Raw genomic sequence first — 16310 nt, 5'->3', positions numbered from 1 at the left:
CCCATGCCCGAGCTTCCCGAGGTCGAAACCGTCCGCCGTGGCCTCGCGCCGGTCATGGAGGGCCGCCTCATCCGCGAGGCCATCGCCCGCCGGCCCGATCTGCGCTGGCCGCTGCCCGAGCGCTTCGCCGAGCGGCTGACCGGCCGTCGCATCATCAGCCTCGGACGGCGAGCCAAGTACCTGCTGGCCGATCTCGATGCCGGCCCCACGGGCGAGGCGGAGGTGCTGGTGATGCATCTGGGCATGTCCGGCTCGTTCCGCATTGAGGAGGCGCACGCCCCGGCCGTGGTCCCCGGCGATTTCCACCTGCCGCGCTCCAAGGCGGAGGCGCATGACCATGTGGTGTTCCGCCTCGAGGGCGGGCATGAGGTCGTCTACAACGATCCCCGTCGCTTCGGCGCCATGCTGCTCACCGCGCGCACGGCGCTGGAGAGCCACCCGCTCTTCGCCGCCCTGGGGCCGGAGCCGCTCGGCAATGCCTTCGACGCCGAGGGCCTCGCCCGCGCGCTGGCGGGGCGGCGCACGCCGATCAAGGCGGCGCTGCTCGACCAGAAGGTCGTGGCGGGGCTCGGCAACATCTATGTGTGCGAGGCGCTGCACCGCGCCGGCATCGCGCCGGATCGGCTCGCCGCCTCGCTGGTGACCGCGACCGGCAAGCCGACGGCGGCCACGCGCCGGCTCGTCGAGACCATCCGCCTCGTGCTGGAGGAGGCCATCGCGGCCGGCGGCTCCACCTTGCGCGACCATGCGCAGGTCGATGGCACGCTCGGCTATTTCCAGCACACCTTCCGCGCCTATGACCGCGAGCACGCGCCCTGCCTCACGCCGGGCTGCCGGGGCACCATCGCCCGGCTTGTGCAGAGCGGGCGCTCCACCTTCTATTGTGCATCCTGCCAACGCTAGGGAACGCCCATGGCCTATGACAACATCCTGGTGGAGACCAATGGCCGGGTCGGCATCGTCACGCTGAACCGGCCCAAGGCGCTCAACGCGCTTAACGGGGCGCTGATCGCCGAACTGGCGCGGGCGCTGGACGGCTTCGAGGCGGATGCCGGCATCGGCTGCATCGTCCTCACCGGCTCCGAGCGGGCCTTTGCCGCCGGTGCGGACATCAAGGAGATGCAGGCGCTCGGCTTCCCCGCCACCTATACGGAGGACTTCATCACCTCCTGGGAGCGGCTGTCGCGCTGCCGCAAGCCGGTGATCGCCGCCGTGGCGGGCTACGCGCTGGGCGGCGGCTGCGAGCTCGCCATGATGTGCGACATCATCCTCGCCGCCGACAATGCCCGCTTCGGCCAGCCGGAGATCCAGCTCGGCATCATGCCCGGCGCGGGCGGCTCGCAGCGCCTCACCCGCGCCATCGGCAAGGCCAAGGCGATGGAGATGTGCCTCACCGGCCGCCAGCTCACGGCGGAGGATGCTGACCGCTACGGCCTCGTCTCACGCGTTGTGCCGCTGGCCGAGCTGAAGAGCGAGGCGATGAAGGTCGCCGACACCATCGCCGGCCTCTCGCTGGCCTCGGTGATGATGACCAAGGAGAGCGTCAACCGCGCCTTCGAGACCACGCTGGCCGAGGGCATCCGATTCGAGCGCCGGCTGTTCCAGGCCCTGTTCGCCACCGCCGACCAGAAGGAAGGCATGGCCGCTTTCGTCGAAAAGCGTTCTGCTTCCTTCACCAATGGGTAAAGGAAGCGTTGCCAGAGGGGCTGGCCTGGCGCTTACGTATTGACGTGGCGGCGGGCGCCGACTATAAGCCCGCCACTCGCGCGGGGCTCCTCCGGGTTGGCTCCGCTTTGTCTTTTGCAACCAAATTCTGGCAAGTAACGGTTCGTACCGGGCTTGCGATGATGAAGAGGACGGCCGATGGCCAATACGCCCTCCGCCAAGAAGGCGGCTCGCAAGATCGAGCGCCGTACCGAGGTCAACAAGAACCGCCGCTCGCGGATGCGGACCTTTGTGCGTAAGCTCGAAGACGCGCTCGCCACCGGCGATCGTGAAGCTGCGACCACCGCGTTCAAGGTGGCCGAGCCGGAGATCATGCGGGCTGCCCAGAAGGGCGTGCTCCACAAGAACACCGCGTCGCGCAAGGTCTCCCGCCTTGCCAGCCGCGTGGCCAAGCTCGGCGCCTGACGGCCCCCGACGCAAAGCAACTTCAAGTAGTTTGCAAGCCCGGCGCCCGCGCCGGGCTTTTTGCATTTTGGCGCTGTGCAAAGCCGCCCCAGCCGGGGCCGGGCCGCCTCTGTGCAGCAAGTGCACACGCCGCTTCGCGGCGGCGCGGCGGCGTCATGGCAGCGTTGCAAATCCGTCACATCACGCCGTTGGATGTGGATGATTCACGAGATGCACAGGCGGCGGCGCTTGACTCACCCGACCGCCCGGCGCAGGGGCGAATCGCCCCAAAAGGCCGCCTACCCCGGACTCGGGCGCGCAGAAATTCTCCTTTTATTTCATATGCTTGTATCCCACAGCCTACGGCGCCTCCGGAATCGCCGCACCCGGTCACCCCTGCCTCACCGGAGGGCGAAAAATAGGTGAGGAAACACCCGTCATGGTGCACCGGGGAATCTTGCAAGCGAGTCAGAGATTTGCCGACTGATGGTCTAAATTTGGGCAGTCGATTCGCCCCTGCGAGCCACCCCTCACCCGCCAACGGCGTTGCACCACGGGGGGGCCCTGTGTATGGTGTGGTCATCCGGTTCTGCCGGGCACTTCAGCGAAAAGTTGAGTTTAGGTTCAACTCATTCCGGCGTGAGGGGGTAGTTGCGTGGCTGTTTTACTACCGCTCCTCGCGGCACGGCCTCAGATGGCCAGCCATTACATGACATGTTCTGCGACAGGGGCAGGCATGTCAGGAGCAGACTTGGCGGAATGAGTTTTATCCGCGTTTGTTTCCAGTAGAATTTCAAAAAACGATATCTTGAGACGGGGACGGCAATACAATTGCCGCGAAGGGGCTGCTATGACTGCGCGAATGAGCGTGAACGGAGATTCAGGATCAGGGCTGCTCCGCAGCCGGCCGGCATCGACCGGCGAGGTGATCGAGCCTCTGGATTTCTGCGCTTGTTCCCGGTCGCCGGAGGCAGGGCCTCCGACCTGACCGCGCCCGTGTCCGGCCGCGCTGCTGATCTCACAAGCTAGACAGCCATCCGCGGCCCAGACGGCCATCACTTTCCATCGGCAACGTTCCTGGACACTCTCGGCCCTGCCGTGCTCGCACGGTGCTTCGGCCGTGGTGGGTCCATGTCTTTGCCTTCCCAAGAACCGCAAAAAACCAGCGGAGCGACGATGTTCAAATCCAATAGCCTCCAGTCTTCGGACAGCGGAGCCTTTCCCGGTCCGGTAACCGCCTCCGGCCCTTCTGTCGATTTGGATACCGCCCCCCGCGATGCCTGGGAAAAGGTGCGCCGGCGCCTGCGCGCCGAGATCGGCGAAGAGGTCTATTCGAGCTGGTTCCCGCGCCTCGAGCTCGACGGCATCTTTGGCGACACGGTGCGCCTCTCGGTGCCCACCCGCTTCCTGAAGACCTGGATCCAGCAGCACTATATCGAGCGCCTTTCCACGCTGTGGCTTGAGGAAATGGGCGTCGGCCGCGTCGACCTCATTGTGCGCACCGCCATGATGCGGGCGCCGAACGCGCCCGTGCGCGTCGCGGCGACGCCGATGGTCCGCCCGGCGGCGGAGCCGCGCCTTGCCGCCAGCGCGCCCGTCGCGCCGGCCACCACCTCGGGCGATGTCGCCGGGGGCTCGCCGCTCGACCCGCGCCTCACCTTCGCGGCCTATCGGCTCGGCGATTCCAACCGCCTCGCCCATGCGGCGGCGCTCAAGGTCGCGGCCGCGCCCTCGGGCAGCGGTCCGGTGTTCAACCCGCTCTATCTCCACGCCGCGGTCGGCCTCGGCAAGACGCACCTTTTGCAGGCCATTGCCGCTGCCGGGCCGGAGCATGGCCGCCGCGTCGTGTACCTCACGGCCGAGCGCTTCATGTATGGCTTCGTCGCCGCGCTGAAGACCCAGTCGGCCATCGCCTTCAAGGAACAGCTGCGCGGCATCGACACGCTGGTGATCGACGACCTGCAGTTCCTGCAGGGCAAGAGCGTGCAGCAGGAGTTCTGCCACACGCTGAACGCGCTGATGGATTCCGGCCGCCAGGTTGTGATCGCCGCTGATCGCCCGCCGGCGGAGCTGGACGCGCTGGAAGAGCGCGTGCGCTCGCGCCTTGCCGGTGGTCTGGTCGTGGAGATCGCGCCACTCGACGAGGAGCTGCGTGTCGAGATCCTCGCCGCCCGCGTCGCCGCCCTGTCCCAGCAGCATCCCGGCTTCAACGTGCCGCCGGACGTGCTGAGCTTCATCGCCCGCAATTGCGGCCAGAACGGCCGCGACCTTGACGGCGCGCTGAACCGGCTTCTGGCGCATAACCAGCTCACCTCCCGCGCCATCACGCTGGAAATGGCCGAGACCGCCGTGCGCGACCTCGTGCGTTCCTCCGAGCCCAAGCGCGTGCGGGTGGACGACATCCTGCGCATCGTCGCCAAGCACTACAACGTCACCCGCGCCGACATCCTTTCGCAGCGCCGCACCGCCAATGTGGTGAAGCCGCGCCAGATCGCGATGTACCTCGCCAAGATGCTGACCCTGCGCTCGCTGCCGGAAATCGGCCGGCGCTTCGGCGGCCGCGACCACACCACGGTGCTCCACGCCGTGCGCAAGATCGAGGGCCTCGTCGGCAGCGACCGCGCGGTGGCCGACGAGATCGAGACGCTGAAGCGCCTCGTCAGCGACGAGTAGGCGCAGGCCTCTCGTCGCCGGGGAGGCGGCATGCCCGCTATCCCCGCTTCTATCCCCATTATTTCGCCGCATCGCAGCACCCCCCGCTTGCCTTGGCGGGGCCGGGGCGGCAATGTCGACGCCCCCGGCGGCGCGCCCGCGCCGTCCGCCCGGGGCGCGACGCGGGGCGATGCCCTCGCCGGTGTGCCCCGTGCGTCTTCCGTTTCTCGTAATGCACGGGTGTCGCGGCCATGAAGGTCACTGTCGAGCGGGCCGAGCTGCTCAAGTCCCTCGCCCACGTTCATCGTGTCGTTGAGCGGCGCAACACCATTCCGATCCTCGCCAACGTGCTGATGCGCACGGATGCGCGCGGGCTGGCGCTGCGGGCGACCGACCTCGATATCGAGATCGTCGAGACCATCTCCGCCGAGGTCGGGCAGGAGGGCGCCACCACGGTGCCCGCGCACACGCTCTATGACATCGTGCGCAAGCTGCCCGAAGGCGCGCAGGTTCAGCTCGAGACCTCCGGTGATCGTGGGACGCTCACCGTACGGGCCGGCCGCTCGCGTTTCGCGCTGCAGACCCTGCCGGAGAACGAGTTCCCCGATCTCGCCGCCGGCGAGATGACGCACCGCTTCACCCTGCCGGCCGGGGAGCTGAAGCGCCTCGTCGACAAGACGCAGTTCGCCATCTCGACCGAAGAGACCCGGTACTATCTCAACGGCATCTATTTCCACGTCGCCGACGCCAATGGCCCGGTGCTGCGCGCGGTCGCGACCGATGGGCATCGCCTCGCGCAGGCGCAGACCTCCGCCCCGGCGGGCGCGATCGGCATGCCGGGCGTCATTGTGCCGCGCAAGGCGGTGGCCGAGATCCAGCGCCTCGCCGAGGATGGCGACGCCGAGGTGACGGTGGAGCTCTCCACCGCCAAGATCCGCGTCTCGCTCGACCGCGTGGTGCTGACCTCCAAGCTGATCGACGGCACCTTCCCGGACTATGGCCGGGTCATCCCGCTGGGCAATGACAAGACGCTGGTGGTGGACAAGAGCGAGTTCGCCTCCGCCGTCGACCGTGTGTCCACCGTGGCGAGCGAGCGTGGCCGGGCAGTCAAGCTCTCCATCGCCGATGGCAAGCTGACGCTTTCCGTCACCAACCCGGATTCGGGCAGCGCCACGGAAGAACTGGAAGTCGAATACGGCTCCGAGCCGATCGATATCGGCTTCAACAGCCGCTACCTGCTCGACATCACCTCGCAGATCGAAGGCGGCACCGCCGAGCTCAAGCTCGCCGATCCGGGCTCCCCGACCCTGTTGCAGGATCCCGAGAAGCGCGGCGCGCTCTATGTGCTGATGCCGATGCGCGTGTGAGCGCGGCCGGGGGCCCCCGCGCCCGCATCACCCGGTTGCAGCTCACCGATTTCCGCAGCTACCACGCCGCGGAAATCCGCGCCGGCGATGGGCCGGTGGTGCTGATCGGCGCCAATGGCGCCGGCAAGACCAATCTCCTCGAAGCCATCTCGCTGCTCTCGCCCGGACGCGGCCTGCGCCGGGCGAATCTCGACCAGTTCGCCGCCCGCGCGCCCGATGGCACGCGCGCCGCCGGCTGGGCGGTGTCGGCCCGTGTCGACGGCGCCTATGGCGAGGTGATGCTGGGCACCGGCATCGAGGCCGGCGGCGAGGAGACGCGGGCCCGCCGTTGCCGCATCGACGGCGAGACCGTCGGCTCGGCCACCGCCTTTGCCGCGCATCTGCGCGTGGTCTGGCTGACGCCGGATATGGACGGACTGTTCACCGGACCACCCTCCGAGCGCCGCCGCTTTCTCGACCGTCTGGTGCTGGCGGTCGATGCCGAGCACGGCGCGCGGGTCAACGCGCTGGAACGCGCCCTGCGCTCGCGCAACCGGCTTCTGGAAGAGCCTGGCACCGACCCGCGCTATCTCGACGCCGTCGAGCAGGAACTCGCCGCTCTCGCCATCGCGGTCGCCGCCGCGCGGCTGGAGACGGTGCGCCGCCTCGCCGCCGGGATTGCCCGCGGGCGCGACGATGCCTCGCTTTTTCCCTGGGCGAGCGTCGCGCTGGAGGGCGAGGTGGAGCGCGCGCTGGCCGAGCGCCCGGCGACGCTGGTGGAGGACGAGTACCGGCTGGCGCTCGCCGCCGCCCGCCCCCGCGACCGCGCCGCCGGCCGCACGCTCGACGGCCCGCATCTGTCCGACCTCGCCGTCGGCCATGGACCGAAGGGCATACCGGCTTCCCTCGGCTCCACCGGCGAGCAGAAGGCGCTGCTGATCGGCCTCGCCCTCGCCCATGCGCGCCTCGTCGGCGAGATGGCGGGGCTGGCGCCGGTCATGCTGCTCGATGATGTCGTGGCCTATCTCGACCCCGCCCGCCGCGCCGCGCTGTTCGAGGCGCTGGAGCGCCTGGGCGGGCAGGTGTGGATGACCGGCGCCGACCCCTCCGCCTTCGCCGCGCTGGGCGACCGCGCCGAGCGCTTCCTCGTCACGCCGGGCCACGCGGCGCCCGCCCCCGCATGGGTGGCCGGACAGCCCCCCGATATGAGCACTTGACCTCCTTCGCGCGTGCGCGCACGAAGTGCGCCATCATGAACCTGCTCGACCTTGCCGTCTTCGCCGCCGCCCTCGCTCTTGCCGCCGCCTCGCCGGGGCCGAGCGTCATCGCGCTGGTGGCCCGCACGCTGGTGCGTGGACGCGAGGGAGCCGGCCCGCTGGTCGCCGGCATCGTGCTGGGCGACATGGTCTGGCTGGCGGCCGCCGTGATGGGCCTTGCCGCCCTCGCCGCCACCTTGGGCTCGTTCTTCGTCATCGTGCGGCTCGCGGCGGCCGCCTATCTGATCTATCTCGCCTGGAAGCTGTGGACGTCGACCGGCACCCCGGCCGAGGCCGTGCCGATCCGCGAGAGCGATTCCCGCCTTGGGCTGTTCCTTACCGGCCTCGGCATGACGCTCGGAAATCCCAAGGCGATGGCCTTCTACCTCGCCTTGCTGCCCACCATCGTCGACCTTAACCGGCTGACCCTGCTCGGCTTTGCCGAACTGTGCGGCATCATCGCGCTGGTGATCGCCGGCGTGTTCGGCAGCTATGTCGCCCTCGCCCACCGGGCGCGCGGCTTTGCCGGCAGCGCTTGGGGCGCCAAGCTGATCAACCGGGCCTGCGGCACCGCCATGGCTGGCGCCGCCGTGCTGGTAGCCACGAAATAAACGCGCGTTTGCGCTACAAAAGAACCTGTCAATTCAAGCGATTCGAAGGGCTGCACCCATGGCCGATTCCGACAACGCCGCCTCCCCGAACTCCGACGGGGAAGAGTATGGCGCGCAGTCGATCCAGGTGCTGCGGGGCCTCGACGCCGTGCGCAAGCGGCCGGGCATGTATATCGGCGACACCGATGACGGCTCGGGCCTGCACCACATGGTCTATGAGGTCGTCGACAACGCCATCGACGAGGCGCTGGCCGGCTATGCCGACAAGGTCACCGTCACGCTGAACGCGGATGGCTCGGTTACCGTCACCGACAATGGCCGGGGCATCCCGACCGATATCCATGCCGAGGAAGGCGTCTCGGCGGCGCAGGTCATCATGACCCAGCTCCACGCCGGCGGTAAGTTCAACCAGAACTCCTACAAGGTCTCCGGCGGCCTGCACGGCGTCGGCGTCTCGGTGGTGAACGCGCTCTCGACCTGGCTCGACCTGACCATCTGGCGCAACGGCCATGAATACACGATGCGCTTCCACGACGGCGATGCACGCGAGGATCTGAAGCAGGTTGGCCCCGCCCCGGCCGGGCAGCGCGGCACCTGCGTGACCTTCCTGCCCTCGCCCAAGACTTTCACCCGGATCGAGTTCGACTACAGCACGCTGGAGCACCGCCTGCGCGAGCTGGCTTTCCTGAACTCCGGCGTGCGCATCGTGCTGACCGATGCGCGCCATGCCGAGGTGAAGCGCGAGGAGATGGTCTATGAGGGCGGCGTCGAGGCCTTCGTGCAGTATCTCGACCGCTCCAAGCAGGCGCTGCTGCCCAAGCCCATCGTGATCCGCGCCGAGAAGGACGGCATCACCGTGGAATGCGCCCTCTCGTGGAACGACAGCTACCACGAGAACGTGCTGTGCTTTACCAACAACATCCCGCAGCGCGACCGTGGCACACACTTCACCGGCTTCGCCGCCGCGCTGACGCGCCAGATCATCGGCTATTCCGAGCGCTCGGGCATCGCCAAGAAGGAAAAGGTCGACCCCACCGGCGAGGATTGCCGCGAGGGCCTGACCGCCGTGCTCTCGGTGAAGGTGCCGGACCCGAAATTCTCCTCGCAGACCAAGGACAAGCTGGTCTCGTCGGAAGTCCGCCCGGTCGTCGAGGCGCTTGTGAACGAGGCGCTGAGCTCCTGGCTGGAAGAGCACCCCGGCGAGAGCAAGGCGCTGGTCACCAAGGTGGTGGAAGCCGCCGCCGCCCGCGAAGCCGCCCGCAAGGCCCGCGAGCTCACCCGGCGCAAGAACCCGCTCGACGTCGCCTCCTTGCCCGGCAAGCTCGCCGATTGTCAGGAGCGCGACCCGGCCAAGTCCGAGATCTTCATCGTCGAGGGTGACTCGGCCGGCGGCTCCGCCAAGATGGGCCGCAACCGCGCCTTCCAGGCCATCCTGCCGCTGCGCGGCAAGATCCTGAATGTCGAGCGCGCCCGCTTCGACAAGATGCTGTCCTCGGACCAGATCGGCACGCTGATCACCGCGCTGGGCACCGGCATCGGCCGCGACGACTTCAATGTCGACAAGCTGCGCTACCACAAGATCATCATCATGACGGACGCGGACGTGGACGGCTCCCACATCCGCACCCTGCTGCTGACCTTCTTCTTCCGCCAGATGCCGGAGCTTCTGGAGCGCGGGCACATCTATATCGCCCAGCCGCCGCTCTATAAGGTCACGCGCGGCAAGTCCGAGCAGTACCTCAAGGATGAGCGCTCGCTGGAAGACTACCTGATCACCCAGGGCCTCGAAGATGCCTCGCTCGTGCTCGCCTCGGGCGAAGTGCGCGCTGGCGGCGACCTGCATCACGTGCTGGAAAGCACCCGCTCCTTCCGCAATGTGATGAATGGCCTGCACCCGCGCTACAACCGCGCCGTGGTGGAACAGGCGGCCATTGCCGGCGCCTTCGCGCCCGGCCTGCTCATTGACGAGGAGCGCGCCGCCGAGGTGGCAACCATCGTCGCCAAGCGGCTCGACGGCATCGCCGATGACACCGAGCGCGGCTGGACCGGGACGGCGGATGCCGCCGGCTTTACCTTCTGGCGCGTAGTGCGCGGCGTGAAGGAAGTCGCGGTGCTCGACGCCGCTCTGGTCGGTTCCGCCGAGGCGCGCAGGCTCGACGCCCTCGCCGCCGATCTGCAGGAAGTGCATGCCGAGCCTGCCGCGCTGCGCCGCAAGGGCACTGAGGCGCTCGTGCATGGCCCGATGGACCTGTTCGACGCCGTCACCGATGCCGGCCGCAAGGGCATCGCGCTCCAGCGCTACAAAGGCCTCGGCGAGATGAACGCCGAACAGCTCTGGGAGACGACGCTGGACGTCAACGCCCGCTCACTGCTGCAGGTCAAGGTGAAGGAAGTCGCGGACGCCGACGACCTGTTCAACCGACTGATGGGCGATGTGGTCGAGCCGCGCCGCGAGTTCATCCAGGAGAACGCGCTGCGCGCCAGCGTGGACGTCTAGTCCGGTAGGGGTCTCGCGCGGTCGACGGCTGACGGGGCTTCCCGTCAGCGCGAGGCAATCTGCCCGCCGATGCGGGCGGTGCCCTTCTCGCCATTGTCGCGAAGCCAGGCCACCTGCCCGTCGCCGAGGCGGGTAATGACGAAGCACATCGGCTTGCTATCATACCAGGTCTCGAAGCGTTGGCAGAGCCGGTCCTCGGCGATCCACCAGCGGCCTTCATCTTTGGGCTGGGCGAGCCGGCCGAGGCCGACCGCGTCGCCATCCCCATTCACCCGGCCGTTGGGGAAGTAGTTCAGCGGGAACTCGCCACCGAGTGGCACGGCGAGGAATATCTGCCGGCCGATGATCTCGCGGCGGATGTCCTCCGCATTGAGTTCGGACGCGCGCGCGGGTGCGGTGGCGGCGGCACCGGCCAGAATGAGAGCGACACCTGCGAGCGTCTGTGCCTTCAGCGGCATGGGAACCTCCTGTGCAGCGTGATGGAACATGCCAACCTTGCTCTGCTACGCAGGATCGCCGGCTTTGGATCTCTGGCGGAAAAGTGAGCCGACGGCCTCTCGCCGATGGCGCCGGGCGCGCCATAGTCTCTTGCGAACCTTCCGCTACGACAGGAGACGCGCCATGCTTCACCACACGCGGCCACGCCTCATCCACGCCCGCCTTGCTGCCGCCCTCGCCGCCGGCCTCATGATCGCCGCCGCGCCCGCCCTCGCTCACCACGGCTGGAGCTGGGCGGAATCGGAGAAGATGACGCTCGAGGGCACGATCACGGCCATCTCCATGGCCCCGCCGCACCCGACACTGCGCGTGCGCGCCACTGACGGGCGGGACTGGCAGGTCGATCTCGGCAATCCCCGCCAGACCGCCGCCTCCGGCTTCACCGGCGAGACGGCCAAGGCCGGCGACGCCATCACCGTGCTGGGCAACCGCTCGCGCGAGACGAATGAGGCGCATATGAAAGCGGTGCGCATCACCATCGGGGGTAAGAATTACGACATGTATCCCGAGCGTCTCGGCAGCAACTGACGCGCCGTGGAGACGCCGGAGGGGCTTCTCGCGACCATCGCCGGTTGGCCGGGCGCGCGGGCGCTGCATGCGTCCTGGGTGGCCTATCTGCTGGTCAATGCCGCCCATATCCTCGGGTTGGCCCTGCTCATCGGGCCGATCCTGACGCTCGATGCACGGCTTCTGGGGCTGTGGCGCGGCGTGCCGCTGGCGGTTCTGACGCCGCTGCTCACCCGCGTCGCCGCCGGCGGGCTGGGGCTGGCGCTGTTCACCGGCGTCTGGCTGTTCACGGTCCGCCCGGCAGAGTATCTCGCCAACCCCGCTTTCCTCGCCAAGCTCGGGCTCATCGTGCTCGCGCTGGCGAATGTGGGCCTCCAGCACCGGCAGCTCGCGACCCGAGACGTGCTGGCAGGAGCGGAGCCAAGCGCGGGCATACGGCTCTTGGCCGCCTTCTCCGCCCTGCTGTGGATCGCGGTGCTGGTCGCCGGGCGCTGGATCGGCTTCGCCTGAAGCCCTACTCGCCTCCTCTCCCATCCGGCTCTAAAGTGCCGGCCTTTCCGTCTGCCGCGAGTCCCGAGCCATCATGACCGTGTTCTCCGCCTCCGCCCGCACCGGCGCCCGTCTTCTCGTCGATGCGCTCGTCGCCAATGGCGTCACCCGCGCCTTCGGCGTGCCCGGCGAGAGCTATCTCGACGTGCTCGACGCCCTCTCCGACACCGACGTCGACTTCGTCATTTGTCGGCAGGAGGGCGGCGCGGCGATGATGGCGGAAGCGGTCGGCAAGCTCACCGGGCGGCCGGGCATCTGCTTCGTCACGCGCGGGCCGGGCTCGACCAATGCCAGCGCGGGCGTCCACATCGCCCAGCAGGATTCCACGCCGATGATCCTGTTCGTCGGCCAGATCGCCCGCTCCATGCGCGGGCGGGAGGCATTTCAGGAGGTGGATTACCGCGCCGTATTCGGCCCGCTCGCCAAATGGGCGGTGGAGATCGACGAGGCCGCCCGCATTCCTGAAATCATCGCCCGCGCCTTCCGCGTCGCGATGCAGGGCCGCCCCGGCCCCGTGGTCATCGCCCTGCCGGAAGACGTGCTGAGCGAGATCGCCGAGGTGCCGGACGCCCCTGCCGTCGAGCCCGCCGAGACCTGGCCGGGCCTCACCGACATGATGCGGCTGCAGAAGATGCTGTGGGCGGCCAAGAAGCCGCTGATGATCCTCGGCGGCGCGCGCTGGAACCCGAAGGCCATCGCCTCCGTGACGCGCTTTGCCGAGCGCTTCGACCTACCGGTCGCCGTGTCCTTCCGCCGGCAGATGCTGTTTCCGGCCGACCATTCGTCCTATGCCGGCGATATCGGTTTCTCGCTCAACCCGAAGCTCGGCGCGCGGTTGAAGGAGGCGGACCTCGTCATCCTCGCCGGCGGGCGCTTCGGCGAGGTGCCCTCGCAGGGCTACAGCCTCTTCGGCATTCCTGACCCCGGCGTGCCGCTGGTCCATGTCCATGCCGACCCGGACGAGCTGGGCCGCGTCTATCAGCCCACCCTCGCGATCAACGCCTCGTCCGCCGCCTTCGCCGCCGCGCTGGAAGGCGTGCAGCCGCCGAACAGCATCGTCTGGGGGGCGTGGCGGGAGGGCGCGCGCGCCGATTATCTCGGCTGGACCGAGGCGCCCCCGGCCAATCCCGGCGCGGTGCAGATGGCGACGCTGGTGCATTATCTGCGCGCCCTGCCGCCGGAGACGACGATCTGCAACGGCGCCGGCAATTTCGCCATCTGGGTCCATCGCTTCCACCGCTTCCGCTCCTTCGGCTCGCAGCTCGCGCCGACCTCAGGCTCGATGGGCTATGGCCTGCCGGCCGCCATCGCCGCCAAGCGCGCGCAGCCGGAACGGCCGGTGGTCGCGGTGTGCGGTGACGGCGATTTCCTGATGACCGGGCAGGAGTTCGCCACCGCCGTGCAGTATGGCGTGCCCGTGGTCGCGGTTGTCGTCGACAATGGCATGTACGGCACGATCCGCATGCATCAGGAGCGCGAATACCCCACCCGCGTCTTCGGCACGAGCCTGAAGAACCCGGACTTCGCCGCCTATGCCCGCGCCTTTGGCGGCTTCGGCGTGACGGTGGAGCGCGACGAAGACTTCGTGCCGGCGCTCAACGCCGCCTTCGGATCGGGGCTGCCGGCGATCGTGCATGTGAAGCTCGACCCGGAGGCGATCACGCCTTCCACCACCCTCACCGCCCTGCGCGAGAAGTCGCTCGGCGAGCGCTCGGTGAGCTAAAGCCGGGTCAGTCCCCGCTCTCCTCCGTATCGAACATCGAGCCGGCGCCGCGCGCGCTGGCGCCGATCATGCGGGCGATGGCGGTGATGTCCTCCTGCCCGCCCAGCGCGTCACGCGCGGCGGACCAGGTGGCGAGCAGCGCCTCCAGTGCCGGGGTCTCGGTCTTCGCACGCGCGGCGAGATCGACGGCGATGGAGATGTCCTTGCAAAACAGCTCGAGCGTCTGGCCGAAATCATAGGTGCCGGTCAGCACATGGTTGGGCAGCTTCACTTCTGTCGCGTGGCTCTTGCCGGAGCCAGCGCTCCAGACCTTGAGCATGACCTGCGGATCGAGCCCGAGCCGCTGGCCGATGATGAGCGCCTCCGTCGCGGTCCACAGCGTCGCGGCGGAGAGGTAGTTGTTCAGCGCTTTGAGCACATGGCCGGAGCCGACCGGCCCCACCCGCACCACCTCGCCGCACATGAGCGCCAGCAGCGGCTGCACACGAGTAAACGCCTCGGGCGTGCCGCCGCACATGGCGGTGAGCGTGCCGGCGCGGGCCCCCGCCATGCCGCCGCTCACCGGCGCATCGACGACGGCGATACCGCGCGGCGCCAGTTCCTCGGCAAGCGCGACGATGCTGGCGGGCGCGGCGGTGGACATGTCGACCACAAGGGAACGCGGCGCCCCGGCGAGGGCGCCCTGCGGGCCCAGCAGCGCCGCGCGCACATGACGGTCGGTCGGCAGCATGGTGATGACGACATCGCCCGGCATCCCCGCCGCCGCCGTGGCGACCGGGATGCCCCGCGCGCGGAACGGGGCCAGCGTCTCGTCCGACAGGTCGACCACGGCCAGCGGCACGCCCTGATCGGCCAGCCGCGCCGCCATCAGCCCACCCATACGGCCCGCGCCGATGAAGAGCACGCTATCCTTGCTCATGCTTGCCTCCCCTGCCCTGCGCGCACCGTTCAATGCGCGCGTGCCGCCAGCGAGATCGCCATGGTGGCCACCGCGTTGCGCGCTTCCGTCTCGTCCGACAGGCCGGCGACCCGGCGGGAGAAGGCGCGCAGCAGACGCACGGATTCGCCATCCAGCGCGGCGATGGTGCGGGCGAAGTCGAGGGCACGGGCGAGCGCGGTGCCGCGCGGCACCACCTCGGTCAAGATGCCGATTTCCTTCGCTTCCGCCGCGCCGAAATGCCGGCTGGTCAGCGCCAGCTCGAAGGCGCGCTTGAACGGCACGAACTTGGCGAAATAGGACAGCACGATCAGCGGCGGCAGCCCGTGCGACATTTCCGGCAGTGCGAACACCGCATCCTCGGCGGCAATGGCGATGTCGCACTGGGTGGTGAAGCCGCAGCCGAAGCCGAGCGCCTTGCCCTCCACCGCCGCGATGAAAGGCACGGGCGAGGCGCGCAGCCGGGCGTTCACCTCCAGGATCAGGCCGAGATCATCGCGCACATCCGCCGCCGAAGTGAGGCCGCGCAGGCCCACGCGCCCGGCGCAGAAATGCTCGCCCTCACCCGCCAGCACCACGCTGGTGAGATCGGGCTTGGCCAGCACCTCGTCCAGCGCGGCCGCGAACTGTGCGAGCTGGGCGGAGGAGATGTGGTTGCCATCCGCCGTGTGGGTGAAGGTGACGCCGTAAATGCCGTCGCCATGCGCCTCGATCTTCATTCTCACTCTCCTTGAACCAGCCGGGCGGTCGAACTGCCGGCATGTTTTCGCTTGTCGTATTGTACGACAGTAATATGCTGCGCCGCGCTGAGCCGAGATGCATAGCGGGACGCAGGAAAGGACACGGGGCGATGGCGCTGATCGAGCTGAACGGGGAAAGCCTCGGCTATGACCGGGCGGGTGCGGGCGAAAAGCTGCTGCTGATCCATAGCCTTGGCACGGCCGCGTGGATGTGGCGCGAGCAGATCCGCCGCTGGTCCTCGTCCTTCGATGTGATCGCGGTGGATGCGCGCGGCCATGGCCGCTCCAGCCGTCGCGGTGGTTTCACCGTGCGCAATGTGGCGAGCGATCTCGCCGCCGTACTGGAGGCCTTTGGCCGCACGCCGGCCCGCGTCGTCGCCATTTCCATGGGTGGGCCGATCGCCGCCCATCTCACCGATATCGCGCCGCATCTGGTCAGCCGGCTGGTGATCGCCGACAGCTTCGCCACGCAGGGCGAGGCGGGCGCGACCCGCGCGGCCGCCATCGCCAGCACCATCTCCAATGGCTCGATGGACGCCTATGCCCGCGCCTATGCCGCCGACACGCTGGTGGAGGACGACCCCACCCATGTCGCCGAGCTCGTCGCCAGCATTGCCGGCATGGAGCCGGCCGCCTATGTCGAGGCCGCCCAGTCGGTGTTCACCGCCGATGTGGTCGAGCTGTACAAAGCGGTGAAGGTGCCGACGCAGGTCGTGGTGGGTTCGCGCGACAACCGCACGCCGCCGCGCCTGTCGCAGGAGATCGTCCAGCTCATCCCCGGCGCTACCTATGCCGAGATCGAAGGCGCGCGGCATCTGGCCAATCTCGACCGTCCGGCCGCCTTCCATGCGGCAGTCGACCCCTTCCTGCTGGGCTGAGCGCGCG

15 protein-coding genes are annotated in these 16310 nt (G+C 68.7%); 12 read left to right on the top strand and 3 right to left on the bottom strand.

The features are described from left to right. Window positions 1-3 precede the first annotated feature (3 nt). From mutM to gyrB, 8 genes are all read left to right on the top strand, one after another. The gene (gene mutM, locus AncyloWKF20_RS00160; RefSeq protein ID WP_279315973.1) at window positions 4-903 is read left to right on the top strand and encodes a bifunctional DNA-formamidopyrimidine glycosylase/DNA-(apurinic or apyrimidinic site) lyase; all 900 of its coding nucleotides are present in this window, start codon (window positions 4-6) and stop codon (window positions 901-903) included. A gap of 9 nt (window positions 904-912) precedes the next feature. Further along, on the top strand, window positions 913-1686 hold the full coding sequence (locus AncyloWKF20_RS00155) for an enoyl-CoA hydratase (RefSeq protein WP_279315972.1): 774 nt from the start codon (window positions 913-915) through the stop codon (window positions 1684-1686). A gap of 177 nt (window positions 1687-1863) precedes the next feature. Then, window positions 1864-2130, top strand: a complete 267-nt coding sequence (gene rpsT / locus AncyloWKF20_RS00150; RefSeq protein WP_279315971.1) for a 30S ribosomal protein S20 — start codon at window positions 1864-1866, stop codon at window positions 2128-2130. Window positions 2131-3366: 1236 nt separating this feature from the next. After that, complete coding sequence (gene dnaA / locus AncyloWKF20_RS00145; RefSeq protein ID WP_279318047.1) at window positions 3367-4782, top strand: chromosomal replication initiator protein DnaA; 1416 nt, start codon at window positions 3367-3369, stop codon at window positions 4780-4782. A gap of 230 nt (window positions 4783-5012) precedes the next feature. After that, complete coding sequence (gene dnaN / locus AncyloWKF20_RS00140; protein WP_279315970.1) at window positions 5013-6128, top strand: DNA polymerase III subunit beta; 1116 nt, start codon at window positions 5013-5015, stop codon at window positions 6126-6128. Continuing rightward, complete coding sequence (recF, locus tag AncyloWKF20_RS00135; protein WP_279315969.1) at window positions 6125-7324, top strand: DNA replication/repair protein RecF; 1200 nt, start codon at window positions 6125-6127, stop codon at window positions 7322-7324. Before dnaN ends, recF begins: the two co-directional genes overlap by 4 nt. A gap of 35 nt (window positions 7325-7359) precedes the next feature. Beyond that, window positions 7360-7974 (top strand): LysE family translocator, encoded by a 615-nt coding sequence (locus AncyloWKF20_RS00130; RefSeq protein WP_279315968.1) that lies wholly within the window; start codon window positions 7360-7362, stop codon window positions 7972-7974. A 58-nt stretch (window positions 7975-8032) separates the two neighbouring features. Continuing rightward, the gene (gene gyrB, locus AncyloWKF20_RS00125) at window positions 8033-10471 is read left to right on the top strand and encodes a DNA topoisomerase (ATP-hydrolyzing) subunit B (RefSeq protein ID WP_279315967.1); all 2439 of its coding nucleotides are present in this window, start codon (window positions 8033-8035) and stop codon (window positions 10469-10471) included. Between the two features lie 44 nt (window positions 10472-10515). On the opposite strand, the gene AncyloWKF20_RS00120 is transcribed toward gyrB, so the two are convergent. Next, window positions 10516-10929: a hypothetical protein gene (locus AncyloWKF20_RS00120; protein WP_279315966.1), complete on the bottom strand. Its 414-nt coding sequence runs from the start codon at window positions 10927-10929 to the stop codon at window positions 10516-10518. Window positions 10930-11092: 163 nt separating this feature from the next. On the opposite strand from AncyloWKF20_RS00120, the gene AncyloWKF20_RS00115 reads away from it, so the two are divergent. The 3 genes from AncyloWKF20_RS00115 to AncyloWKF20_RS00105 all read left to right on the top strand — a co-directional run bounded on the left by AncyloWKF20_RS00115 (window position 11093) and on the right by AncyloWKF20_RS00105 (window position 13748). Then, window positions 11093-11497 (top strand): DUF6152 family protein, encoded by a 405-nt coding sequence (locus tag AncyloWKF20_RS00115; protein ID WP_279315965.1) that lies wholly within the window; start codon window positions 11093-11095, stop codon window positions 11495-11497. Between the two features lie 6 nt (window positions 11498-11503). Further along, entirely contained in the window at window positions 11504-11986 is a 483-nt protein-coding gene (locus tag AncyloWKF20_RS00110; protein ID WP_279315964.1) for a DUF6644 family protein, read from the top strand. A 73-nt stretch (window positions 11987-12059) separates the two neighbouring features. Then, window positions 12060-13748, top strand: coding sequence for a thiamine pyrophosphate-binding protein (locus AncyloWKF20_RS00105; RefSeq protein WP_279315963.1), 1689 nt, complete (start codon window positions 12060-12062; stop codon window positions 13746-13748). Between the two features lie 7 nt (window positions 13749-13755). On the opposite strand, the gene AncyloWKF20_RS00100 is transcribed toward AncyloWKF20_RS00105, so the two are convergent. Together AncyloWKF20_RS00100 and AncyloWKF20_RS00095 are read right to left on the bottom strand one after the other, a co-directional pair. Next, window positions 13756-14667, bottom strand: a complete 912-nt coding sequence (locus tag AncyloWKF20_RS00100; RefSeq protein WP_279315962.1) for an NAD(P)-dependent oxidoreductase — start codon at window positions 14665-14667, stop codon at window positions 13756-13758. A gap of 29 nt (window positions 14668-14696) precedes the next feature. After that, entirely contained in the window at window positions 14697-15404 is a 708-nt protein-coding gene (locus AncyloWKF20_RS00095) for an enoyl-CoA hydratase/isomerase family protein (RefSeq protein ID WP_279315961.1), read from the bottom strand. A gap of 131 nt (window positions 15405-15535) precedes the next feature. Between AncyloWKF20_RS00095 and AncyloWKF20_RS00090 the strand changes: the two genes are divergently transcribed. Beyond that, window positions 15536-16303: an alpha/beta fold hydrolase gene (locus AncyloWKF20_RS00090; RefSeq protein WP_279315960.1), complete on the top strand. Its 768-nt coding sequence runs from the start codon at window positions 15536-15538 to the stop codon at window positions 16301-16303. Window positions 16304-16310 lie beyond the last annotated feature (7 nt).

It is taken from the genome of Ancylobacter sp. WKF20, from assembly GCF_029760895.1.
Taxonomy (GTDB): Bacteria; Pseudomonadota; Alphaproteobacteria; order Rhizobiales; family Xanthobacteraceae; genus Ancylobacter.
Note: the sequence above shows the minus strand (reverse complement) of the source record. Positions and strands in the feature narration are given on the sequence as shown.

What these genes read in the sequence shown, in the direction of transcription:
- mutM (WP_279315973.1), top strand. Translation starts at nt 4, where the DNA reads ATGCCCGAGCTTCCCGAGGTCGAAACCGTCCGCCGTGGCCTCGCGCCG.
- AncyloWKF20_RS00155 (WP_279315972.1), top strand. Translation starts at nt 913, where the DNA reads ATGGCCTATGACAACATCCTGGTGGAGACCAATGGCCGGGTCGGCATC.
- rpsT (WP_279315971.1), top strand. Translation starts at nt 1,864, where the DNA reads ATGGCCAATACGCCCTCCGCCAAGAAGGCGGCTCGCAAGATCGAGCGC.
- dnaN (WP_279315970.1), top strand. Translation starts at nt 5,013, where the DNA reads ATGAAGGTCACTGTCGAGCGGGCCGAGCTGCTCAAGTCCCTCGCCCAC.
- AncyloWKF20_RS00130 (WP_279315968.1), top strand. Translation starts at nt 7,360, where the DNA reads ATGAACCTGCTCGACCTTGCCGTCTTCGCCGCCGCCCTCGCTCTTGCC.
- gyrB (WP_279315967.1), top strand. Translation starts at nt 8,033, where the DNA reads ATGGCCGATTCCGACAACGCCGCCTCCCCGAACTCCGACGGGGAAGAG.
- AncyloWKF20_RS00120 (WP_279315966.1), bottom strand. Translation starts at nt 10,929, where the DNA reads ATGCCGCTGAAGGCACAGACGCTCGCAGGTGTCGCTCTCATTCTGGCC.
- AncyloWKF20_RS00115 (WP_279315965.1), top strand. Translation starts at nt 11,093, where the DNA reads ATGCTTCACCACACGCGGCCACGCCTCATCCACGCCCGCCTTGCTGCC.
- AncyloWKF20_RS00105 (WP_279315963.1), top strand. Translation starts at nt 12,060, where the DNA reads ATGACCGTGTTCTCCGCCTCCGCCCGCACCGGCGCCCGTCTTCTCGTC.
- AncyloWKF20_RS00100 (WP_279315962.1), bottom strand. Translation starts at nt 14,667, where the DNA reads ATGAGCAAGGATAGCGTGCTCTTCATCGGCGCGGGCCGTATGGGTGGG.
- AncyloWKF20_RS00095 (WP_279315961.1), bottom strand. Translation starts at nt 15,404, where the DNA reads ATGAAGATCGAGGCGCATGGCGACGGCATTTACGGCGTCACCTTCACC.
- AncyloWKF20_RS00090 (WP_279315960.1), top strand. Translation starts at nt 15,536, where the DNA reads ATGGCGCTGATCGAGCTGAACGGGGAAAGCCTCGGCTATGACCGGGCG.